Annotated in this window: 15 protein-coding genes; 14 read left to right on the top strand and 1 reads right to left on the bottom strand. The window is 43.0% G+C overall.

Annotation, left to right across the window (positions count from 1 at the left end; genetic code table 11):
- Window positions 1-248: 248 nt before the first annotated feature.
- The 4 genes from GC098_RS08215 (at window position 249) to GC098_RS08225 (ending at window position 7,668) form a co-directional block, all read left to right on the top strand.
- A complete protein-coding gene (locus GC098_RS08215) occupies window positions 249-422 on the top strand; it encodes a hypothetical protein (RefSeq protein ID WP_171642724.1) in 174 nt (57 codons plus the stop codon).
- A 24-nt stretch (window positions 423-446) separates the two neighbouring features.
- Complete coding sequence (locus GC098_RS08220; RefSeq protein ID WP_171642726.1) at window positions 447-6,002, top strand: OmpL47-type beta-barrel domain-containing protein; 5,556 nt, start codon at window positions 447-449, stop codon at window positions 6,000-6,002.
- A gap of 655 nt (window positions 6,003-6,657) precedes the next feature.
- On the top strand, window positions 6,658-6,774 hold the full coding sequence (locus GC098_RS41490; protein ID WP_376773849.1) for a helix-turn-helix domain-containing protein: 117 nt from the start codon (window positions 6,658-6,660) through the stop codon (window positions 6,772-6,774).
- Window positions 6,775-7,062: 288 nt separating this feature from the next.
- Complete coding sequence (locus tag GC098_RS08225) at window positions 7,063-7,668, top strand: DUF1003 domain-containing protein (RefSeq protein ID WP_171642728.1); 606 nt, start codon at window positions 7,063-7,065, stop codon at window positions 7,666-7,668.
- A 218-nt stretch (window positions 7,669-7,886) separates the two neighbouring features.
- Here the strand turns inward: GC098_RS08225 and GC098_RS08230 are convergent, their stop codons facing one another.
- Entirely contained in the window at window positions 7,887-9,245 is a 1,359-nt protein-coding gene (locus tag GC098_RS08230) for a phosphodiester glycosidase family protein (protein WP_246358498.1), read from the bottom strand.
- 363 nt (window positions 9,246-9,608) lie between these two features.
- Here GC098_RS08230 and GC098_RS08235 point away from each other — a divergent pair, with 363 nt between their 5' ends.
- The 10 genes from GC098_RS08235 (at window position 9,609) to GC098_RS08275 (ending at window position 24,127) form a co-directional block, all read left to right on the top strand.
- Window positions 9,609-11,285: an S-layer homology domain-containing protein gene (locus tag GC098_RS08235; protein ID WP_171642731.1), complete on the top strand. Its 1,677-nt coding sequence runs from the start codon at window positions 9,609-9,611 to the stop codon at window positions 11,283-11,285.
- 84 nt (window positions 11,286-11,369) lie between these two features.
- The gene (locus GC098_RS08240; protein ID WP_171642733.1) at window positions 11,370-12,197 is read left to right on the top strand and encodes a polysaccharide deacetylase family protein; all 828 of its coding nucleotides are present in this window, start codon (window positions 11,370-11,372) and stop codon (window positions 12,195-12,197) included.
- A 572-nt stretch (window positions 12,198-12,769) separates the two neighbouring features.
- On the top strand, window positions 12,770-13,408 hold the full coding sequence (locus GC098_RS39895; protein ID WP_246358499.1) for a Gfo/Idh/MocA family protein: 639 nt from the start codon (window positions 12,770-12,772) through the stop codon (window positions 13,406-13,408).
- A gap of 16 nt (window positions 13,409-13,424) precedes the next feature.
- Window positions 13,425-13,838, top strand: a complete 414-nt coding sequence (locus tag GC098_RS39900; protein ID WP_246358500.1) for a hypothetical protein — start codon at window positions 13,425-13,427, stop codon at window positions 13,836-13,838.
- 169 nt (window positions 13,839-14,007) lie between these two features.
- Entirely contained in the window at window positions 14,008-15,648 is a 1,641-nt protein-coding gene (locus GC098_RS08250) for a response regulator (RefSeq protein ID WP_171642735.1), read from the top strand.
- Entirely contained in the window at window positions 15,632-17,464 is a 1,833-nt protein-coding gene (locus GC098_RS08255; RefSeq protein WP_171642737.1) for a cache domain-containing sensor histidine kinase, read from the top strand. The genes GC098_RS08250 and GC098_RS08255 overlap by 17 nt, the downstream gene beginning before the upstream one ends.
- A 189-nt stretch (window positions 17,465-17,653) precedes the next feature.
- Window positions 17,654-18,580 (top strand): ABC transporter permease subunit, encoded by a 927-nt coding sequence (locus GC098_RS08260; RefSeq protein WP_171642739.1) that lies wholly within the window; start codon window positions 17,654-17,656, stop codon window positions 18,578-18,580.
- Between the two features lie 31 nt (window positions 18,581-18,611).
- Window positions 18,612-19,508: a carbohydrate ABC transporter permease gene (locus GC098_RS08265; protein WP_246358501.1), complete on the top strand. Its 897-nt coding sequence runs from the start codon at window positions 18,612-18,614 to the stop codon at window positions 19,506-19,508.
- Window positions 19,509-19,600: 92 nt separating this feature from the next.
- Window positions 19,601-21,385: a type 2 periplasmic-binding domain-containing protein gene (locus GC098_RS08270; RefSeq protein ID WP_171642740.1), complete on the top strand. Its 1,785-nt coding sequence runs from the start codon at window positions 19,601-19,603 to the stop codon at window positions 21,383-21,385.
- Window positions 21,386-21,505: 120 nt separating this feature from the next.
- Window positions 21,506-24,127, top strand: coding sequence for an OmpL47-type beta-barrel domain-containing protein (locus GC098_RS08275; RefSeq protein ID WP_171642742.1), 2,622 nt, complete (start codon window positions 21,506-21,508; stop codon window positions 24,125-24,127).
- The last annotated feature ends 16 nt before the right edge of the window (window positions 24,128-24,143 follow it).

Consider the following 24,143-nt stretch of genomic DNA (forward strand, 5'->3'; position numbering starts at 1 on the left):
TGCCACTTACTTTGAATTCCAACACCAAGTAACAAGCATCATCATTCGATGGTGCTCTTTCTTTTGCCCATTAAGGTAGTGATACTGGCAAGAATCTCAACCAAATCTCATTAAAGAATCACTTTTTAGAGATTTTTCAAATTTTGGAGTGATTCATTTCTTGGAAATGGTAGTTTTTTCTTATTTTTGTTTGTTTCCAAATGTGATGAATCCAACTTATGATTGGGGTACATTTAAAGGACTTCTACATGAAGGAGAATGCCGATAGATTGACACTGTTGAGTGATTTTGTTCCTCTATTGCGAAGCGATGGTGACGAGGCAGGACTTTCGGGCGCACGCGTCTCTGTACCAAGTCATTTGATCGCCTTTGCCGCCGAAAAATCACGATTGGAAAGTCGCGTCATATCAATGATTGACTAAATCAATTGAAAAGTGGGGAGAGCTATGAAGATAATAATCAACACTTTCAAGGTGGGCAGACTCAAGAAGAAAGCTTTAATAAGTGTCATGATGGCAGCCTGCATTTCTTTTACCGGTATTCCAAGCCTATTTCCGACAGGAATGGCGCATGCGGCAACTACTATCACTTACACGGACTCCGCACAGCCTCCGGCGCAATATTATGTCTCCACAACAGGTAGCGATTCTAATCCCGGAACGATTAGCAGTCCTTTTAAGACCATACAGAAAGCATCAAATCTCATGGTAGCGGGAGACACGGTGATCCTGCGCGGTGGGACTTATAACGAAACCATTACTCCGCAAACCGATGGTACATCCGGCAATCCAATTACTTATAAGGCATATCCGGGTGAGACGGTAACAATCAGCGGCAGTGCACCTGTCACAGGCTGGACACTGGATTCGGGAAGCATCTACAAGGCGCCGATGAACTGGGATCTAGGAGACGATAACCAGGTATTTGTAAGCGGTGAAATGATGCGTTTGGCTCAGTACCCAAATTGGACAAACGATTCAAATATTTTTGATGTTGGGTTCGCGTCAATGAACAGCGGCAATGCTACTTCAATTACGCATTCTGCCATCAACAAGCCTGCCAACTACTGGGCTGGAGCTACTGTAATCGTAAAAGGATGGTGGTCCACTCAATCAGCGAAAGTTACCAGTTCCAGTGGGTCGACAATAAATTTCAATAAACTTCCTTGGTCAGATCAATATACGAATCCAAGTGCTGGCGTGAAGTATATGATTTCTGGAGTAAAAGGGGAGCTTGATAGACAAAGAGAATGGTATTATGACAAAAATACTGCAACACTGTATCTTTGGGCGCCTGGCGGGGTTGATCCAAATACATTAATTGTAGAGGCGAAACAAAGAAAATACGCGGTAGATCTTACCGGACGTTCCTATATTAATATAGAGGGTGTCAACATAATTGGCGCTTCCATAACAACAAAAAATGCAAGCTTTAATACAATTAAAGGGATTAACGCACAATATCTGTCTCACACTATTGGTCTTCAAACTGCGTATTCATATGACGATACAGGGATTGATTTATCTGGAAGCTACAACACTATAAGAGACAGCCAAATTGCATACAGCTCAGGAAATGGCGTTGTCATAAGAGGAAATAATAACAATGTTATCAATAATTTAATTCATGAAACCGACTATCTTGGGACTTATAACGCAAGTGTTTCATTGGCAGGCGGGAAACAACACTTAGTCTCATATAATACGTTCTACAACACCGGTAGAAGTATTATTGGAGGGGAGAAATTCTCAGATTCTATTATTGAATTTAACGATATGTCGCGCACTGGGATATTAAGCTATGATCTTGGTGGTGTATATTTTGCCCGTGTAGATGGAGGCAGTACGGAGATAAGGAATAACTGGATTCATGACATGGACAGTCAGCATTGTAATGGTTGTGAGCTGGGGATTTACATTGATTCTAATACTCATAATTTTCTAATACATCACAATACGGTATGGAATGCTGCAACCAGCTACTACGTTGGCGGACGTGCTGATAATGTTCAAATCTATAATAATCAGGCGAAGCCAAAGATTATAGTAAACACTGGAGATTATAAGTACAACGATGAGGTTACAAATAATATATCTGAGGGAGGCGTATCATTACAAAATGGTGCTTCATCTATTAGCGCTTTCATAGCTGGCAATGTAACGACAGGTTATAACCAGTCTGCTTTTGGAACTGCCGGTCATAATTTTACAAACCCACCAAACCCTATATTTGCACATTCTTTTCCGGAATTCAGTAACCGATCCCTCAACTACGGCTTTGAAGCCGATCTTGAAGGATGGACCTTGACAGGAAACAGTAACGTCACTTATCATTTTGCCCCGATGCTTTCTCTTGGAGATCAATTTGCAACTACTAGAACTGCAGATGGCTCCGCTTTATTTGGCTCAGGACAAAATGGGATAGAGCAGGTTGTAACAGGATTGCAAGCCAATACGGTATATGAATTCTCAGGATGGGCTAAGGTTGCAACAGGTGAAGAAGCATGGCTGGGAGTAAAGAATTACGGCGCTTCTGATCGTCACTCTGTAGTAACCAATACCAGCAATGGTTGGAGACATGTACAAATTCAATTTACAACAGGTGCAAGTAATACAAGTGCAACTATTTATATGTTGAAAAATTCAACAGGTTCTGGTGCTGTTTATGGAGATGATATTGGCCTTAGAAAAGTCAGGTCTTCGGAGCTTCCTGACCCTAATAGGATTGAACAGTCTCAAATGACTGCAACAGCTTCCAGTCAGGAAACGGTTCAGGAAAATGATGCAGCATCCAAGGCCATAGATGGTGACACATCGACAATTTGGCATACAAAATGGAATGGTTCTGATGCTCTTCCGCAATCCATCACTTTAAATCTCGGTGGAACTTACAACATTAACAAGTTAACTTATCTACCAAGACAGTCGGGTACTGGTGGAATTATTACGGGATATAAAGTGTATGTAAGTACTGACGGCACAACCTTTACATCTGCTGGGAGCGGGACATGGTCATATGATAGTAGTCTGAAGACGGTAACTTTTCCAACAACAAGCGCATCGTATGTAAAACTTGAAGCTACTGCTAGCCCAACCTCATGGGCATCAGCTGCAGAGATTAATGTATTTAAAAGTACTACGCAAGTTGAAGTACCCACAGCGCCAACAGGATTGACGGCGACAGCGGGGGACGGCCAGGTGACTTTAAGCTGGAACGGTGTTACGGGAGCCGATACCTATAAGGTTTATCGAGGAACATCATCCGGCACGTATGATGCTACTGCAATTGCGACAGTAAGCGGGTCGACTACCAATTACACAGTAACGGGTCTGACTAACGCCACGATTTATTATTTCGCTGTTAAGGCAAGCAACACGGTAGGCGACAGCTCGTTTTCAACGGAAGCCAGTGCAGCTCCGCGAGCGATTTCAGGGAGCAGTAAAGTTGTAAATTCCGGATTTGAGACAGGTGACAAAACAGGATGGATTGGTTTTGGTACATGGTCTGTCGTAAACAGTAATCAGTATTCCGGAGCTTACAGCGCTCAGGTCAATGCTAATGCGTCTGCCGAACAATCTCTCACAGGATTAAGCCCCAATACAACTTATGTGCTTAAGGCACGGGTGAAAGTTAGTAATTCAAGCAATCCGGTATTTCTAGGCGTCAAGGGGTATGGCGGCACGGAGAAGAATGTGAATATTACAGGAACAACATTTCAGCAGTATACGGTTACGTTTACCACTGGGGCGAGCAATACCAGTGCGGCCATTTACCTGTGGCGGAATGGAACTGGCACCGGTTATGCCAATGGTGATGATTTTGAGGTGATTGGAGCACCCACAGCGCCAACAGGATTGACGGCGACAGCGGGGGACGGCCAGGTGACTTTAAGCTGGAACGGTATTACGGGAGCCGATAACTATAAGGTCTATCGAGGAACAACCTCCGGCACATATGATTCGACTGCAATAGCGACGGTAAGCGGGTCGACCACCAATTACACGGTAACGGGTCTGACTAACGCCACGATTTATTATTTCGCTGTTAAAGCAAGCAACACCGCAGGAGACAGCTCGTTCTCAACGGAAGCCAGTGCAGCTCCGAAAGCGGTATCATCCGTTACATCGATCTCAGTAAATGGCGCAGGTGGTGCAATCACGCTCTCCGTGAATGGTACGCTGCAAATGCAGGCCAACGTACTCCCTTCAGATTCAAACAGCAGAGTAACATGGAACGTCTTCGAGGCTGATGGTATCACAGCAACGGATAAAGCAACTATAAATGCCAATGGATTACTAACGGCAATAAGAGGAGGTACAGTAAAAGTAGTCGCAGCGGCTACTGACGGCAGTGGCGTACAAGGATCAACATCGATTAAGATTGAATCCGACCAGATGGACGTAGCATTGGATAAAGCGAATCTTGCAATCGGCTTCGAGGAGGGAGACAGCGAAGTAGGTGTAACGAAAAACATTCATTTGATAACGAGCGGTGCGAACGGGACAATAATTACTTGGAGCAGTGACACTACATCTGTCATCGACGCGAACGGTAAGGTAACCCGCCCGTTATCGTCCGAATCTGATGCGACTGTAAGGCTATCAGCAACGATCACCAAAGGTACTGTTTCGGACACAAGGACGTTCGTACTTAACGTATTAAAGGGGGTTCCTCCGGTCGACGCCGTGTTGTCTGCAGACATTACAGCACCAACCAATAGGGACGTTACCGTTACAATCAGCTATCCGTCCGATGCGACGGTGAAGGAATACAAAGTAGGCGGTAACGGCACATGGACAGCGTACACCAAACCGGTGGTTGTATCCGCCAACGATACCGTGTATGCACAGAGCAAGGACGCAGCAGGCAACGTATCGAATGTGACCAGCTATACGGTCAGCAACATCGACAAGACGCCTCCAGCTGACGCAACGTTATCAGCTGACGTTACAGCGCCAACCAATAGGGACGTTATTGTAACAATTAGCTATCCGGACGACGCAGCGGTAATGGAGTACAAGGTAGGAGATAACGGCGCATGGACGGCATACGGCGCTCCAGTGGTTATCTCCGAAAACAGCACGGTATATGCAAGAGGAACGGATGCTGCGGGCAATGTGTCGAATGAGACGAACTGCACGGTCAGCAATATCGATCACATAGCACCTATCGATGCAACCTTGGCTGTAGATACAACAGCGCCGACCAACCAAGGCGTCACCGTAATGATCAGCTACCCGGCAGACGCTTCGTTGATGGAATATAAAGTGGGAGTAAGCGGCGCGTGGACATCATACACCGCTCCAGTGGTTGTTTCTGACAATGACACCGTGTATGCAAGAGGAATTAATGCAGTAGGAAATGTATCGAATGTAACCGGCATTACGGTAAGCAACATTCATAAGATAGCTCCTGTAACCACCGCAACGTTAAGTCCGGCTGCGCCTAACGGCAAGAACAGCTGGTACACAACGGATGTGACCGTAAGCTTATCCGTAAGCGCCAGTGTTTATGGAGGCTCCGTAACAACGGAATACCAAGTGAATGACGGTCAATGGATCATATACACCGGCTCCATTCCAGCTTTCGGTGACGGAACTTATAAGCTCGGATACCGCAGCAAGGATCAGGCAGGCAATGTAGAACAACTCAAAACCGTCGAATTTAAAGTTGACAAGACAGCTTCAGCGCTTTCCGTCCAGTTGGATAAGACGTCGATTTGGCCAGCGAATCATAAAATGGTTACGATCAATACCACGCTGAATTCTAGTGATGCTACATCGGGCGTTGAATCCGTGGTATTAACGTCCATCACCAGCAATCAACTAGATAGCGGTCAAAGCGACATCCAGGCCAATTTCGGCACAGCGGCCACTTCCTTTAGCTTACGAGCCGAAAAATCACGCATCTATACCATCACGTATACAGCTACCGATAAAGCGGGGAACAAAACGGTTGAATCTGTGACCGTCACAGTACCTCATGATCAATCCAGCAATTAGTAAGAAAAAATAACATTACAGGAGGAAGGCATTAGCGCCTACCTCCTAGATGTTATCCTAATTAATCGATTATTAAATTTGTAGGTTCAAAAACAGAGAACACGGAACCCAATAGGGGATATCGTGTTTTTTGTTTTTAGGATTGGATGTGACCTTAGGATTCTACCCAGGATGGGATTTTGCGTAATGCATGCTTAGGCCCAGTTCTGCTATCATAGACGATTCCTCCGGTAAGGAAACTTGGAGCATTTAGGCTTGGGGTAAGGAACTATCGAATTGTGACAATAATAAGTACAGAGAAATACTGTTTGTGACAATTCTCATTACAAAGAGTGCCAAATAGACATTACAAAATACCCCAAAATGAGGTGTTTTCAATGACAAAGTGAATTACAACTCACACCTGTCATTGTTGTGAGTTGTAATTCAGTTTGTCACCGTTTGTAATTAATTTTGTCATAGAGTTGTAACGAAGATTTGTCACAACTAAGTCAGTCCCGATGTGGCACAAGCCTTGATACATCGGGATTTTTTATGACCATTTGTGGAGAGAGTTTTTAATAGCGTATTACCTTGTTGAAAATTACTTTAAAATTTGGCCTCTAAATCTCTGTAATAAACGTTGTCATAATTCGTATCGATTTGGAGGTTTTTTTTGAATGTCATTGGGGATAACGTAAGACGACTCAGAAAAATACATAACCTTAATCAAATAGAATTTGCTAAGTTAATTGGAGTTTCCCAAGGTAGTTTAAGTGAGCATGTCGGCTAGATTTTTATGTCGTACAAACAAGCCCCTAGGATATTCAACAAATATATTCTTTAATAAACAGTAGATATTAAACTAAAATGAAACCCTTAAAGTAATTCACTTTAAGGGTTTTTAGTTGTTAATTCGTACTAAGAAATTTTATTATTTTTCTTCCTACCCGGAACAACAGCATAGAAAAAGGCTGCTACTCGAGTCAAGCCTTTCGCTCACCGAGGGACGGGCAGTTTAGTGGAATAGATTGTGGTAAAATATTGTTGATAATATCCTTTTGGATTGGGTAGGGGGATAATGAGTGATTTGCATGAACAAATTCAAAAAGGACTATATTGCGACCTCTCAGTAAAGGATGAATTAAACAAATACAATGGGAACGGTGATAACATGGAGAAGGAAAACACAAAGGATTTAAAAGATTACGCAGGACGAATTCAACGATTGGTTGAAAATTTTCAAAGCAATATACATGAACATTTAAACGAAGATTATGCAAAATCAACAAAATGGTCAGATAAACTTGCTGATAATGTAGCGGAGTTTGTTGGAAGTTGGAAATTTATTAATATTTTCATTGTATTTTTGGTAGCATGGGTTATCTTAAACACATTGGCGATCACAAAGGTCATTCATTTTGATGAACCTCCTTTTATTTTGTTAAATCTTTTATTATCCTTTCTTGCTGGATTCCAAGCTCCAATTATCATGATGAGTCAGAATAGACAGTCAGCAAGAGACAAACAAGAAGCTATAATTGATTTTGCAATCAACTATAAAGCAGAGCAAGAAATTGATGATATGCAGGGTCATCTGCATAGACTTGAGGCAGATTTTGCTGAGTTTAGGAATGAAGTGAAGGAAGATTTGGCTGAGATTAAAAAGCTTTTACAGGGGAAATAATAAAACTTTTTAAGAGGAATACCGAGGAAGTAACGGGCAGAAATAGTGAGTTAAATATTGCAAGAAATTTACTCAGCAGATATTTCTCAGTACAAATTGCCCCATAAATTCAATGACTTTTGGATATACTGGATTTACAAGTGGTGTAATCCGAATGTTATCAATCTGTATATATAAAAAAAGGCCCAAGCTTATTTAAACAAGCTTGGGGCTTGATATTATTTATTTTTTCCCGACGGCGTACCTGTTGGCGTTTCCCCTGGAGTAGCGCCTGGTGTTGGCGATACGGAGGGCCTGCCAGTTGGAGTAACGGCTGGCGTTGGCGAAACGGTAGGTTTGACTGATGGTGTTACGCCAGGCGAAGGCGCCAAGCTTCCTTCTGGCGATGGAGACGGCGTCTCGATTACGCCAGGCGTTTGTGTGGGCTCAGGTGTTCTTGTAGCAGAAGCCTTGGCATTTGGAGTAGACGTTGTTTTGGGTTTATTGGAATGCTGCTTTTGCATGTCCGCAATATAACCCGGATTGTCGTAAGCACCGCCCGGATCAATCTTCGTCAAACCATCCCAGATATTCGGAACTTGAATCTTATCCGGATGTTCAAAGACGAGCAGGGCTGAAGGCAGTCTGCGTTCGCCATATTTACTGGACGGCTTAGTAATGAGTTGTCCGTTTACAACCATCTCGGAGGAAGCGCCACCGTCTAGGAAGCCAGCGTTAATACATCCCTCTGCCAGCAACAAATCCTGTACTTCCTTCAGCGTCGCTCCTATACTGTAAGGAGGTTGACGCCCGTCGATGACCACGAGAATGATGACGCCGTCAGCACGTTGACCAATGGCTGTCCGCGGGTTGAGACCATCTCCTTCGATCGGTAAAGCTTTACCGTTCGCAATCACGCGCGGATAGAACGACACTGCATCTGTAACGTGCATCTGCAATAGTTGGTCAATCGGATATTTACCTATAACGAGCTTTCCTTCTTTAGTGAAGGCAACTACGTGCTGTGGAACGGTTCCGTCCACGCCAGTGTACAGTATTTTGCCTCCTGACATTATGACGCCGACCGGAGCAAAACCGTTGCCAAGCCCTTGCGGATCGTCGAAGCCGCCGCCGTTCACTCCGGCAATCGCGCCCGTTCGCTGTACCATGGAAGTTATGCGTTCTCCTTGGCCTACCGTGTTGGGTACGACAACTCGCAGAGCTCGCGGGTCGTAGACATACATTTTTTTGCCAACCCAACCATGACCTGAGATGTCTTCGACTTTAGTTAATTCACCTTCATGTTTGCGGATCGTAATTGCGCTCAAATCCTGCGCTTCTTTGGCGTTTGCATCGCTCATTAAGCCTATCGCGTTGATCATTTCATCGCGTTTCTTGGCACCGACGAAGATCCAAGCCCAGTCGCGGTGTTGCGTTTCGATGACAGTATTAGCCAAAAACATGCGGATATTCGTCCCTAGTGGAGTCAAATATAGGAAGCTAGAGCTAAGGAATCCAAACAGCGCGACAGCGCCCAAAATTCGCTTCAGCCAGCTCCAGCCCTGTATTTGTTTATACGTAGTTGTTGCAATATTCATGGTAACTCCTCCTATTCTATCGATTTATGCCTCTTCTATCTTTCTAAAAAATCTCACTAATGAAATGTTAACTTCAGCAAGCCAAATTACATTTTAGCACTCCGTTATTTTAATGACATTGGTATTTTTTTGGAATAATAGTACTCGGGCTGCTGATGAAACGTTGAAAAGTATCGTGGCCATGCATATGAATAAGTAAAGGACAGACCGAATTTAATCATTCGTCTGTCCTTTTTATTTATCAATAAATTATTTGCGAAAATTAATTTAACTTTAATTCGAGTTTAATTTAGTTATGTTATGTTAGGGGTTAGGAGTGGGCTCATCTATGCGCTTATATAAGAAAATGAGGAGGGCTACAACATGAAGAAACTAGGTCTAATCGCATCTATGGTCAGCCTGATCTCTCTTTGGAACGTAACGGGAGCTTCCGCCAGTAGTTTTGCCGATGTCTCTAGTTCAAGTCCCTATATATCCTATATCAATGATCTTGGGCGGTTAGGTGTCACGGACGGTGTTGCGCCGGAGCAGTTCGGTCCGTCTAAGACGCTGACTCGCGCACAGTTCGCTAAGTTTGTGGCAGTTGCTTTTCAGTTGAAGGATGACGGTTCGTCTGTACCTTTTCAAGATATTCAAAGTCATTGGGCTGCTCCGTATGTACGCGCGGCTTATCAAGCAGGGATCATTGAGGGTACGAGCGCTAGCACCTTCACACCCGAACAGCCGGTGAAACGGGAAGAAGCTGCCACAATGATATGGCGGTTAGCCCAAAGTAGAGGCATCGCCGCACCCGCTGCTCTTAAGTTTCAAGACTCGCCCGATGCATGGGCGGTCCCTGCGGTTAGCGGTGTACTGTCTAAAGGCTGGTATGCTATTGATGCCCGTAAATCAGGGGAAAGTTGGTCTTACCGTCCGCGCGACAATATGACAAGACAGGAAATGGCTGCTTTGCTAGCCCAATCTATGAAGGATGTGCCGGATAGCACTTGGACGTCAATTGCTTCAGATACGGGGACAACACAGGAGGCTGCTTTACCATCATGGCAGCAATCGCTCAAGGACCATTTGCTGAATCAAGAAACTGATTTTCAAATTACATTAGACGATCCGAACGAATTCCAACAGATTAAAAGCTATGTCAATGCATTGCTAGCGGACAATGATTACTTGCATTATATTTATAATGGCCTGAATTATGAATATGACGGTGTAGCGACGGTTACGTTCAAACTCTCCTATTTGGAGTCTAAAGTGCAAACGGATTATGTTTCCGAACAGGCTAAGACTATAGTAGCTTCAATCATCCATGCCGGGATGAACGATTTCGAGAAGGAGAAGGCCGTGCATGATTACGTGATCTCCCACCTGGCTTATGATCAATCTTTGGTCGAACATACAGCATACGGCGGATTGACTAAAGGCACAACCGTCTGTCAAGGATATGCTTTGCTCACATATCGGTTGCTTACCGAGGCTGGCATCCCGAATAAAATTGTGGAAGGCCATGCCGGAGGCCAACTGCATACATGGAATTTGGTCAAGCTTGACGGTAATTGGTACCATCTGGATACGACATGGGATGATCCTGTTCCTGATGTGAAAGGTAGACTGATGTATCATTACTTTAATTTGACAGATGCTCAAATGAAGCACGATCATACATGGACAGGGACTTACCCGGCTGCGTCTCAAGATTTTATTCAAGCGCTGGGACAAGAAGTACAGTCGGGCGCTATGGATGCAGCCGCTTCTCAAGCATTGCTGAGTTCTACAGGACTCTCCGGAGAGACGGCTGAGAACACGGCCGATTCCATATCCGCGGTTCAGGCCTTACTTCAAGGAGGGATTTCAGCCCGGCAGAGCCAGATCACTTTTCGTTATAAAAGCTCTTTAGGGAGTGCGCAGTCCGTTATGAAAGCTGCGCTAACCAATGGTATAGTAATGAATAACAACGTTGGAAGAGTGACCTACGAATTTGGTGCTGATACTAGGTTAACAGGCTATACCACACTAACAGTAAATGTCACTTATGGATCATAGAATGGGCTTTTCTCAAATATAATTTACAGCCAATATTACATGGGTAGGTTGAATATGAAACTTTCTCGATGCTCAATAATTAGTATGCTTACTATCCTTTTGTTAACGGGGTGTGAGCAAGCTGCTACTCCCGGCGTTGCTAGTGCCCTTGCTTCAGTAAGTCCCGCGGCTTCGCCCGATCCCAATGTTGCACCTAAACCTGTATCCGATACTGGCGTGCTTCCTACGAACAATACATCAGCCGCTACCCCGATTAAGGAGCCGGTTGGATTTGAGAATGGTTCCCCAAAGGAAGAACCCGTGGTATCTGATGAGAAGAAGCAGACGAAGAAGTCAGCCTTAAAGCCCATTTATTCGGTTGGTAAAGGTCAAGTAGCCATAACCATTGATGACGGTCCGACGAAATATACGGAGGAACTACTCAAAGTTCTAAAGGAACAAAACACTCATGTCACTTTTTTCTTCATCGGACAAAATGCGGCTGCTTTTCCGCAGTCTGTGACCGAGGCTGTGTATGAGGGTCATGAGGTTGGTTATCATTCGGACACGCATCCTCACATGTCGCAAATGACCTATGACGCACAGGAAAATGAGTTTAATAGCGGTCTAAATAAACTTATAAAGTTCAATAAGCACCCGGTCACATTATTTCGTCCGCCCTACGGTGCCTATAACAACGATACCAAGCTCGTAACGGAAGAACACCACATGCAAATGGTACTGTGGAATGAAGATCCCAAAGATTGGGCAACAACGGACCCTTCCAAAGTCGTTAAAAGTGTGTTAGCCCAAGTTCAATCTGGCAGCATTATCGTTATGCATGATCATCCTTCTACCATAGCGGCTTTGCCGGATATTATTAAAGGCGTAAGAAAGAAGGGGTATACATTAGTAACGGTGCCTCATGGATAGGGAATCTGGGGCTAGTGTCTTTTTTGCATTTCTCGTGCTTAAGCCGGTGTAGGGATTTGACGACAAGGTGAGTATGCGCACTTATTGGGAGCTGCCGACCCATGATAGCAGGTGTGGAACCTATCAAACTGCGTCCTGTCGGAGGAAAAGGACTTTAGATAAAGGTGATCCCTCATATGATGATGTTCTTCCTGTGCTGAGTAGAGGGTGGACTGAGGATGAAATGATCAATCCGTAGGGGCGCTGAGAGAAAATAAAAACACCACCTACTGTGATTCAACGAAGGGCGGCATTGCCTCAACTCACATTAACACTTCAGGAATATGCTGTAGAGAAGAGAAAATTCTATATAAAAAAAGAGCTCAATCGGTCAATAAATGACCAATTGAGCTCTTTTTTTATTCTTTCCCCCCGAGTCAGAGTAAATATCGGATATAAAGGCATTAATTGAAGCTCATGTTCCTCAAGATTGTCATTATTCAAAGAAATCAACAAAGTTCGAAATATACATTTAAATCCTAACTATCTAAAGTAGGGGTATCACAGGTTGTGACGTCGGAGGAGATTGGATAATGACAAAGATTAAAGTAGGAATTATTGGTATAGGAGAAGTAGCGCAAATCATTCATTTGCCGATTCTGGAATCCCTGCCGGAGCTTTATGAGATGGTTGCTTTTTGTGATATTTCCCCAAAGCTTCTTGCGAAGATGGGGGAGAAATATCGCGTTCAACAACTATATCTGAACGCAACAGACATGTTTGAACAGTCTGAACTTGATGCTGTTTTTGTACTGAATAACATGGAATACCATACGGAGTGTACCGTTGCGGCGTTAAACAGGAACATACACGTTTTTGTAGAGAAGCCAATGTACGTCACCCAAGCTGAGGTTAAAGAGATTATCGATGCGCGAGATGCCACAAATGTACATGTGATGGTTGGTTATATGAGGCGATTTGCTCCCGCCTATCTTCGGGCATTAGAAGAGGTGAAGTCGCTTGGACCGATTATCTATGCACGAGTGCGTGATATCATCGGGCCAAACGGATTCTTCACGGGTCAATCCAGCAATGTTCATCGTTTCAATGACATTCCAATTGAAGCTGTACACGACCGAAAGGAGCGAAACACCAGATTAATGAAAGAAGCGGTCGGTGAAGCGCCTGATGACATCTATGGAGCCTATGGATTATTGCTTGGATTAAAATAGTCATGATATTTCGGCCATGCGGGAATTGATCGGAACGCCCATTCGTGTTAAGGCGGCTTCATCTTGGTTGGGTGGGAGATTCAAGAATGCGATATTTGAATTTGATGGCTTCAACGCCACATTTGAAACAGGGATGGACCAACAGGGACGATTTGACGCTCATATCGAGGTTTATGGTGAACATAAATTGGTTCTAATTCAGTATGACACACCCTATATCCGACAATTGCCAACGACGCTGCATATTAGTGAAACAATCGGGAATAGCTTTGAGGAATCGGTTATTCGCCCGACCTACAAGGATACTTATGTGTGTGAGCTTGAGTATTTCTATGAGGTAGTCACGAAAGGGATGCCGCCAAAGACGACACCGGAAGATTACCTGCAGGATCTAGTGATCTTCAAGATGATGATTGAAGCAATGAAGTAATAGAAACGGCAGGGAATTATCTTCCCTGTCGTTTTGTTGTTTTTACACCACTCATATCCTTAGGAGCTACTAGCAAAGAGAATATCTTGTGTTAAAGTAAAATCAAAGAGTTCCATTTTTCCAAATAATGACTATACAAAAGTCTTAACTGAGAAATGAGGTTTTGCTGTTGTTTAAAGTTTTGATAGTAGAAGATGAGATGTTGGTGCGGATTGGTCTGAAAAGCTCCATTGATTGGGGAGAATTGGGCATGGAAGTGATTGCGGATGTTTCGAATGGACAAGCAGCCTGGGAAGTTTATCATGACCAAAAACCAGATTTGATTTTAACGGATATTAAAATGCCAATCATGGATGGATTGCAGCTTATTTCTCAAATTAGAGAAAAAGACTCAAAAACGAAAATTATTATTTTGACAGCCTATGACGAATATAATTTATTGCGCAAAGCCGTACAATTGGGAATTTCCGATTATATTCTCAAACTAAAGATGTCCATTGTTGAAATGGAATCTGTTTTGAAAAAAGTACAAACTGAATTACTGGAAGAAAATATACATACTACTACCGCGCAAGAAGATTTGAAAGCGAACATCATTCATCTCAAAGAAAATGCCGTGAAGGATTATTTGTTCTACGGCCGATATTCGGAAGCGGAATTTGCTGAAGTGACGAATAAATTACATTTTCGAATAAGTCCGGAGCGGCTGGTCCTATGTGTACTTGCGATTGATAAATTTGAACAAATGGAGAGTAAATTAAAGGACAATCAAGGAAATCTGATCCGATTTAGTATTCTGAACATCATCAATGAATTGTTAGGCGGATACCTTCGAGGGGAAGTTCTACATGAGAAAGATGAGAAATATATGCTTCTTTTCAGCTTTCCAGATATGGTTAGCGAGCAAACGATTTACCAGAATGTCCAAGAAATTCTCTCGCATATTAACAATATTATTAAAAAATACCTAAATACATCCATTTCCTGTGGAATTAGCACAATTAATAACGGATACGCTTCGCTTAAACAAATGTATCGTGAATGTGTATCCGCGCTGGAGCAACGATTTATTTTGGGGAATGAGAGATTCATCCAATGGCAAGATATGGGGAGAGATAACTTACTGAAAGATATTAGCATGAAGCTCGAAAAAATGTGGCAAGATTCAGATCAATTTAATGAGAGGTACGCGAAAGAAATAGAAGCGGGAATAAAGACCCTTACCCAGTCAGCGAGTATCTCTAAAGCAGAAATCCAAATCATGGTGATCCGATGGATCCATTGGCCAACCGTTTATTTAAATGTATACATGGATGATATTTCCAATATGGCGCTTGATTTTGCGGGCCAAATTCATAAATGCACGACGTTAGATGAAACGATAGATATTTTTAAACAATTTCTCTCCGAGCTTAAAAGTAGTCATGCGAAGAAGAAATTCATCGACAAAGAGATCGCAGAAGCGGCGAAGTTTATTCAACTACATTACCATCAAGATATCTCGTTGCAGCAAGTAGCGTATCAGGTGAAATTGAGCCCTAATCATTTCAGCAGTTTATTCAAAAAAAATTTAGATTTGAGCTTTATTGAGTATTTGAACCGTTTCCGAATAGACATGGCCAAGGATATGTTGGTAAACACACATCTTAAATCCTATGAAATCGCCGAAAAGGTAGGGTATATGGATTACAGCTATTTTAGCCGCGTTTTCAAAAAGGTCACGGGTATGAGGCCGAATGAGTTTCAGAAACAATGGTTTGTGGAGAATCGGGCAGAAAGGATGGATGGGGACGATGAGAACGTTATTTAAAAGGAGATATCGAAATTCCTTGTCCAATCTCTTGTTTGTTTCTTTCTTGGTCATGTTCCTGCTTATCTTCACCATAAGCTCGATTTTTTCATATTCAGGGATATTAAATATATTAAAAAACAATGCGAAGGAAAATAGTCTGCAGCAGTTAAAACAATATGATTACAATTTATCTATTTTTGCGGGTGAGGTGGATCAGGCTTCCAGGCAGCTTGTTTTGGACAGCGAATTGCAAAATTTGATTGATTACAAGAATATGACAGAGATTGATCGTGTTCTTCAAATGGAGAAAGCATTCAAAGATTTTGCCCAGATGCTTTCTAATTATAAATTTATCGATTCCATTAGCTTTTATGGGGAAGACGGATTCGTCATTAGGGCTAGTTCGAATAGTAACGATATTCTTTATGAATCTTCGAGTAAACAGAATCAATTTTATAGGTCGGAAATTTATCCTGTGGTTAAATCGAAAGCGCTAACACTGACTTGGTTTGGTGGCTTTACGGCTCAGGATTTCAACATAGCGACAAGCAATACGCTCTCTAAAGAAGCAGCAGATTCAAGGCCGACTTATTACATATCTGCAGCCAGAAGCATATTTTCGAATAGTCAGACGGGTACCATCGTGATTAATGTGGATATGACGTATTTTACTGATATTTATAATCATGCAAGCGATAACAGGAACAGAGAAATGTACCTCGTGGATGGTTCGGGTAAAATAGTTTCTCACAGCGACGTAGCCAAAATAGGCAATCAAGGTACGATACCGCTGCAATTCCTATCTGCTGCTAACGGCGGCGATAAGTTTTCTAGCTATGAACACGATAAGAAACAAATCATGTCTTACAAAAGCAGCAGCTTTGATTGGATTTTAATTTATGAAATTCCCTTGAGTGAATTTACCAAGGATATTTTTACATTAAGACAGATCGTGACCATCATGTTTATATTTAGCTTGGTTTTTGCAGCTATCTTATCCAAGTACTGGATCCGTAAGGTTACGATGCCGCTGAACCGATTAACCACGGTCATGAAGAAAATGGAACTAGGGAATCTAGGTCTTACACTTGATCTGGATGTGAGAAATGAGTTTGGGATTCTGATTGTGCAATTTAATAAAATGTCGAAAAGTATCGTGGAACTGCTTAAGCAAAAGGAAACGATCGAGGAAGAGAAGAGAAGGATAGAAATTGGTGCTTTGCAGTCCCAGATTAATCCCCATTTCTTCTACAATACGTTAAATACCATCAAATGGATGGCCATCATGGTCAAAGCGGACAATATTGTGGAAAGTCTCACAACGTTAGGTGACATCTTGCATCCCATGTTCAAAAAAAATGATCTATTATGTTCCATCCGTGAAGAAATCGAATATCTCGAGAATTATATCAAAATTATGAATTATCGCTATGCTGGGGAGATTAAAGTCAAAATTAGCATACCCAATGATGTCATGGAATGCCAAATCCTTCGTTTTCTCCTCCAACCGTTGGTAGAAAATGCGATTTATCATGGTCTTAACAGTCGCAATGGAGGCGAAATCATCATCACAGCCGAAGAACAGAACCATGAAATTGTATTGTTTGTTTACGATAATGGCGAAGGCATGTCCAACATGAAGGTTCAAGAAATTAAACAAATTCTAATGAGCAAGGGTAGTGAAGATAGCCAACAAGAAACAGGAATCGGCTTAATGAATGTAAACCGAAGAATACTGCTTCATTTCGGCGATCCTTATGGCATTCAAATCGAAAGTGAACAGCATAGAGGGACTAAATTGAAAGTAACAATCCCAAAAGTCCAAAAATCGTAAAAAAGTACCACCTAATTGTAAACGCTTTTTTTATTGGGGCAAAGTGCTCATATTTGTTGTGTATTTCGTAAAATTGTTCATTTTTATTTCGTGTTTTTAACATTACTATTATGAATGTACCCAAGTATTGAATAGCACCTAATGAAAAAAAAACGCTTCGTGGAGGGAACTATGCAATCAGAAATATCCATGACTGTAGTAAAGCCGTTACATAGAACCAGAAAGAAAAATAGAGCAGGATTGAAATATTTTCTCATCGCGATTCCGTTTAGTATTTTTGTGTTTGCCTTCAGTTATGTGCCGCTATTCGGCTGGATCTTTTCTTTCTATGATTACAATCCGGCGTTGAAATTTTCGCAGCTGCATTTTTTAGGCTTTGATAATTTTGTGAAAATATATGCGGAACGAAGTGAGGTTTTCCGGATCTTAAGAAACACCTTAGCGATGAGCTTTCTGAATCTCATATTCGCGCCATTGCCGTTGATCGTGGCCATTATGCTCAATGAAATAAAAAGCAGCAAGTTTAGAAAAATGATTCAAACGAGCACTACACTTCCTCATTTTATTAGCTGGATTGTCGTATTCTCGCTCTCTTTTTCGATTTTTTCAACGAGTGGCCTCTACTATACACTGTTAAAAAACTTGCATTTAAGTGTTCCAGTGATCGGGCTTTTGGGCAATAATGATGCCGCATGGTTCTTTCATTTAGGGTTAGGAATATGGAAAAACTTGGGTTGGGGCGTGATTATTTATATTGCTACGATAGCAGGCATAGATGCGGGGCTTTATGAGGCCGCACGAATAGACGGCGCTAACAAATTTGGATTGATGCGGCATATTACATTGCCTGGACTCGCCCCAACATTCTTTGTTCTTCTCTTGTTATCGGTCAGCAATCTCTTGAATAATGGGTTTGATCAATATTTTGTTTTCTATAATTCACTTGTAGCGGATAAAGTGGAAGTTTTGGATTATTACGTTTATAAAACAGGATGGATCATCAACGATTATTCTTACGCTACGGTTCTTGGCATGCTGAAATCCATCATTAGTATTATTCTCTTGTTCTCTGTCAACTATCTTTCCAAGAAAACAAGGGGCGAATCGTTAGTGTAAACAATCTATTGAAGATAAGGAGGTCTAGGACATGATGGTACGCAAGCAACACAGTTCAATTTGGGAACGATTATTTGACCAATTTAATTATGTATTTATGACGCTATTTACACTTGTTTGCATGTATCCATTCTACTATGTCTTTATCTATTCGATCAGTGACCCAAGAACTGCGGCGAGGGGAATTTATTTCTTCCCGACTAAAATCAGTTTCGACAGCTATATCAACATACTTGCTCTAGGAACAGTACCTCAGGCATTTGTAGTGTCCGTCGTAAAAACAGTATTGTTCACCATGATATGCGTTTATTTCTCTTCTATGTTCGCCTATCTATTAACCAAGCGGGAGATGCTTTACCGTAAGGTCGTGTATCGATTTGTGATTTCGTCGATGTATCTGAGTGCCGGGTTGATCCCATGGTTCATTACTATGAAAACGTACGGATTACAAGACAATTTCCTTCTATATATCATCCCCGGAGCCATCAATGCTTTTTATATTATTCTCGTCAAAACGTATATCGAGCAAATCCCAGATTCACTCGAAGAATCGGCTCAAATAGATGGTGCTGGATTTATGGCTTTATTCAATAAAATTATTTTCCCTTTATCCAAACCCATTGTTGCAACCGTTGCCGTCTATGCGGCGGTCGGCTGCTGGAACACATGGATGGATAACTACTTTCTGGTTCACAAACCAGGTTTGCAAACGATTCAGATCATTTTATTCAATTATCTCAATGACTCAAAAGCCATAGCTGAGAACGCTGCGCGACAGACTGCAGGATCTGGTTTGGAAGTTCAAGTTTCAGAAGAGACGATTAAAATGGCCATTACCATGATTTCGGTTCTTCCGATTATGATGGTGTATCCATTCTTGCAGAAGCATTTCATCAAAGGCATTATGCTGGGTGCTGTCAAAGGCTAATATTAAAATGCAAGCATTTAACAGTGGATATAATGGTTTTTCTAGAAAGCCATTTATATTATAGATTTTACCTATAAATTAGGGGGTATAGAATGAAAAAGCTAAAAGGTAGATCAAGTCTGGTTCCGCTCACGCTAATCACGGCGCTTCTTGTACTGTCCGCATGTTCCGGCAAAAGCGGTACACCAGCTACAACGCCTGCTAATTCAGCTTCACCGAATGCAGTAGCTTCGAGTTCAACACCGGGCTCGGATCCGAAGCTTTCCATGGAACCTATCACTTTAAAAGTATTTGTCGCTCCGTCTTCTAAAGCTATACGTGAAGGTATTCAGAACAATGCTTTTGGGGATGCCATCAAGCAGAAATTCGGAATTTCGCTGGATATCATAACTGGTGACGATGTGAAACAAAAAACCATGATTGCAGGCGGAGATTTGCCGGATATCCTTGTTTTTGTTGGATCTACTTACACATTGGCTAATTCGATGATTAAAAGCGGCCAGGTCATCCCTCTGGATGATTTGATTGCTAAATATGGACCTAATATTACCAAATACAGTAAAACATCTTTAGATGTATTCAGAAAATCGTTCAGCAATAACACGAATAAGGTTTATTTCTTATCAGCGTCACAAGTGAAAGCGAATAATGATCTCATAAGCCAAACTGCTTTTGTCAATTTCAATACAAGATGGGATTTGTACAAAGAAGCCGGTTATCCGGAGATGAAAAATGAAGATGATTTCTTGAAGGTCATGAAGCAGATTCAAGATAAGAATCCGACAACGAAAGACGGGAAAAAAGTGTACTCGTTCTCCGCATGGACAGATTGGGGAACATGGCCTTACATTATTACCTATCCTTTCGTAAATGGCTATAATAATTTGGCAAACGGTCAAGAATTGAATCTGAAAACCGGAGAAGTGGAAGACCAATACACGAAGGAAGACGGAATATTCTGGAAAGGTATTTATTTTTACAACAAAGCTCATCGGATGGGTCTATTTGATCCGGAAGGCTTCACACAGAAGAGTCCGCAATATCAAGAAAAGCTTGTAACGGGGCAATTGCTGAATTCACATCTCTCTGTATGGTCAGGCGGCGCTGATTTAGTGAAATATACAGGTAAAGATGATGCGCAAATGCTCACAATTCCGGGTCCATTTCCCGTAATTTCCGGTTTGTACAATATCGAGACCCCTTTGGGCTGGGGTATAGGGATCGCTAAAGCAATCACCTCGCATAATAAGTATCCGGAACGGACCCTGCAGCTGTTGGATTACTTAAATTCTCCGGAAGGAGCAAGATTTATTTACAATGGGGTGAAAGGCAAGGATTGGGATATTGTGGATGACAAAGCGCAATTAATTGGAGAAATGGCAAAGCCGAATAATTCAGAGTATCTTCAAGCCAATGGTCTTGGAGGTGCGTTTAAAAGGTTGGCTGCATTTGAAGAGAGCTACCCGACGGAAGATGGTACGCCGGTTGACTTGCGCAAACAGGTGAATCCGGGACTTGTCTCAAACGCTGAAAAGGATTTCGCGAAACATTACAATAAGGACTTGTTATACCCAGGGCAGGTATATGACAAGTTGGTGAAAGAAGGAAAATTCGCAGCGCTAACGAAATTTTGGCCAGTTCCGGCGCTGGTGGCCCAACCTTCAGACGCAACTACGCAGATCTTTACGAAAGCAGACCAATATTTTATGGCGAATGTCGCGAAATTTATTATGGCCAAGGATGATGCGGAATTTGACGCTGCTAAGAAAAAGGCCATTTCAGACCTCAAAAACCTCGGCATAGATAAAGCCTATGATGAGTTACATCAACTGTTAGTCGACGCTCAACAAACCGCTAAGGATTTGAATCTAAAATAGCAATCAACTAATTTGAACTAATGTTTGCATCTGTTGCCGCTCAGTTTCCCGGGTGGGAAGCTGAACGGTAACTGTATATACTAGCGCAAAGAGTTATGATAAAACGAGGAGGAATTAATGATGTATTTTGTCAAATGGAAAAGGACATCCTTGCGCACGATTGTCACCCTTATGGCGACCCTACTATTTGTCTCTTCTGGCCTGTTTATTAGCGGAAGCGCAAACGCTTTCAATCAGGATGAACTCGGGCCGAATGTATTCGGTCCGACAGCCATCGGTGAGGCGCAGCCATATAATCTTCTTTCTCCCAGTTTTGATGACGCGTTACGATCGACTAGATGGATACCGGCTGGAAGCCAGCCGGGGTACAGCTTTACCTTCAACGATACAGCTGGAATCAATAATAGCGGAGCGGCTGTTATCGAAATCCCCACTAACGACGCTGTCAACACATTCCCCTCATATACCCAGACACTCACTGTCAACGGAACCAACCTACAGGTCGGTAAATCAATCGCATTCAGCGGGTGGCTGCGCACGGACAATGTCCAGTGTAAGCAGATTGGCAGCCAATGCTTTGGTGTTGGTGCGTATATCGCTATTGAATATTACAACGCGAGCGGGGGGCGCATAGCGTTTGATCAATCGGGACCCATACAGGGAAATCAAGGCTGGACGTACCGCAGAGCAGTCGGGGTTATTCCCCAAGGGACGACTTCCATAAAATTGAATTTTATTCTTAACGGCATGGGGAAGGCCTATTACGACGATGCTGCGCTTGCTTACTATTCGGACAGTTCGGTGATCAATGCTGTCTACGCGCAGCAGGTTGAGTTGAACGTCACGAATAGTTTGCTCAATACCGATATACGCGGACTAGGCGTGAATTTGAATCCGCATTTCGCAAGGCCTGGGAGGCTTTCGACTCAGGACGAACAACTGATTACAGAGCGATTGCAGCTGATTAAACCGGCCTGGGTGCGAGTATTTACCGACACGCGTTGGTGGGTGACTGCCACTGGCAACGACTTCACGACGCTTCCTTTGATGAATGGACTGGTGAAAGATTTGCAAATCATCAAAGGTCTTGGGGCAAAAGTTAATCTCGTTATGACTTGGCCGAATTATTTACAGCCCAAGGAGGTAATTGCGGATCATATGGCCGATCTCATCGAGTGGCTGCTGCAGAACAAGCAGCTGCATATCGATGGACTTACGCTCTATAATGAACCGGATAACAGCAACAGCTTTCCGGGCACTGTTGCGGACTATGTGGCGCTGTATCAGGAGATGGCTGATGTTTTGGCAGCCCGCGGTCTTCATGATGTGAAATTGATTGGCGGAGATGTGTCGGCAAGCGATACCTTTACCGAGGCGATCGCCGGGCCGCTTCAAAGCGACTTGGGGATGTTGTCCTTCCATAGCTATGTCCATTACAAGAAACCGATGGCTTCTACGGTATTGCGCACTGCTATGGTGGCAAAGTTTGCACAGTCAAAAGGACTAGACGAGTTTCTTTGGGAAACCAATGTGGGGTACGGAGTTGGTTTTGCTGCATTTACCCCAGGTACCGTAGATGGCGTGCTGATGCCGAAACGGTATCCATCAATGCTGAAGATGGCGGCCTATATGATGCAGACACTTGCGGTTGGCGTGAAAGGCCTTTCGTATTGGGAAGCTTTTGACATGAATTACGGGGAACTGGGGGAGACGGGCTGGATAATGAGTTATGGGATGTGGGGAACCAAGGAGCAAGGCTACCCTCTTCGACCAGCCTATTATTCGTATCAGCTCCTTTCCAGTCAAATTCAGCCTGGCGCATCCATCCGCAAGGTTACATCGACTTCTGCCGATTCGACTCTGCTGTCGTACATGATCGATAAACCCGATGGCTCTCAAGCGCTGTTCCTGTTGAATCCATGGGATAAACCGGTTAGCGTGACAGCTAATCTCGGGGATGCAAGCTACACGAATCAAAAGGCCAAGCGAATTAGCTACAACTCGACTGAAGTTGCTTCAGCAATCGCAGAAGGCAGGCTATCTTTAGGCGAAACAGAAGTGAACTTGTCTGGCGGTTCCTATAATGATGTGATCCAGCCGGAGAGCATGATGATCATCCAACTGGATAAAGTACCGCCAGTCACTACAGCAACCTTATCTCCTGCACAGCCAGAAGGGCAAAATGGTTGGTACGTGAACCCAGTCACGGTAAGCCTTACAGCGACAAATAATTTGTCCGTCAGTAGCGGATCAGAGGTAGCCGCAACCTATTACACCATAGACGGCGGCGCACAACAAAGCGGGAATTCCGTTACGCTGACAACTGACGGCGTGCATACGCTAGCTTATTGGAGCGTAGACAACGCAGGTAACATTGAAGAGCAACATACGACAACCGTTAAGATCGACAAGACGGCACCATTATTAACTGTACAATTAGATAAAACGTCTATCTGGCCGCCGAATCATAAAATGGTGACTGTTCATGCCACGCTGAATTCGAGTGATGCTACATCAGGCGTCGCATCTGTGGTGTTAACCTCCATTACGAGCAATGAACCGGATAGTGGTCAAGGTGACATTGAGGCCGCTATTGGGACATCGGCCACTACATTTAGTTTACGTGCGGAAAGATTAGGTAATGGAACAGGACGTATATATACAATAACTTATACGATAACCGACAATGTAGGCAATAAATCAACAGCAGTAAGTACAGTTAGCGTTCCACATAACCAATAAGTCAAGGTACACGCTT

The organism is Paenibacillus phytorum, from assembly GCF_013141715.1.
In the GTDB taxonomy this organism is placed as follows: domain Bacteria; phylum Bacillota; class Bacilli; order Paenibacillales; family NBRC-103111; genus Paenibacillus_E; species Paenibacillus_E phytorum.

What these genes read in the sequence shown, in the direction of transcription:
- GC098_RS08225 (WP_171642728.1), top strand. Translation starts at nt 7,063, where the DNA reads ATGAGTGATTTGCATGAACAAATTCAAAAAGGACTATATTGCGACCTC.
- GC098_RS39895 (WP_246358499.1), top strand. Translation starts at nt 12,770, where the DNA reads ATGACAAAGATTAAAGTAGGAATTATTGGTATAGGAGAAGTAGCGCAA.
- GC098_RS39900 (WP_246358500.1), top strand. Translation starts at nt 13,425, where the DNA reads ATGCGGGAATTGATCGGAACGCCCATTCGTGTTAAGGCGGCTTCATCT.
- GC098_RS08220 (WP_171642726.1), top strand. Translation starts at nt 447, where the DNA reads ATGAAGATAATAATCAACACTTTCAAGGTGGGCAGACTCAAGAAGAAA.
- GC098_RS08230 (WP_246358498.1), bottom strand. Translation starts at nt 9,245, where the DNA reads ATGAATATTGCAACAACTACGTATAAACAAATACAGGGCTGGAGCTGG.
- GC098_RS08215 (WP_171642724.1), top strand. Translation starts at nt 249, where the DNA reads ATGAAGGAGAATGCCGATAGATTGACACTGTTGAGTGATTTTGTTCCT.
- GC098_RS08275 (WP_171642742.1), top strand. Translation starts at nt 21,506, where the DNA reads ATGTATTTTGTCAAATGGAAAAGGACATCCTTGCGCACGATTGTCACC.
- GC098_RS08255 (WP_171642737.1), top strand. Translation starts at nt 15,632, where the DNA reads ATGAGAACGTTATTTAAAAGGAGATATCGAAATTCCTTGTCCAATCTC.
- GC098_RS08235 (WP_171642731.1), top strand. Translation starts at nt 9,609, where the DNA reads ATGAAGAAACTAGGTCTAATCGCATCTATGGTCAGCCTGATCTCTCTT.
- GC098_RS08270 (WP_171642740.1), top strand. Translation starts at nt 19,601, where the DNA reads ATGAAAAAGCTAAAAGGTAGATCAAGTCTGGTTCCGCTCACGCTAATC.
- GC098_RS08240 (WP_171642733.1), top strand. Translation starts at nt 11,370, where the DNA reads ATGCTTACTATCCTTTTGTTAACGGGGTGTGAGCAAGCTGCTACTCCC.
- GC098_RS08260 (WP_171642739.1), top strand. Translation starts at nt 17,654, where the DNA reads ATGACTGTAGTAAAGCCGTTACATAGAACCAGAAAGAAAAATAGAGCA.
- GC098_RS08265 (WP_246358501.1), top strand. Translation starts at nt 18,612, where the DNA reads ATGATGGTACGCAAGCAACACAGTTCAATTTGGGAACGATTATTTGAC.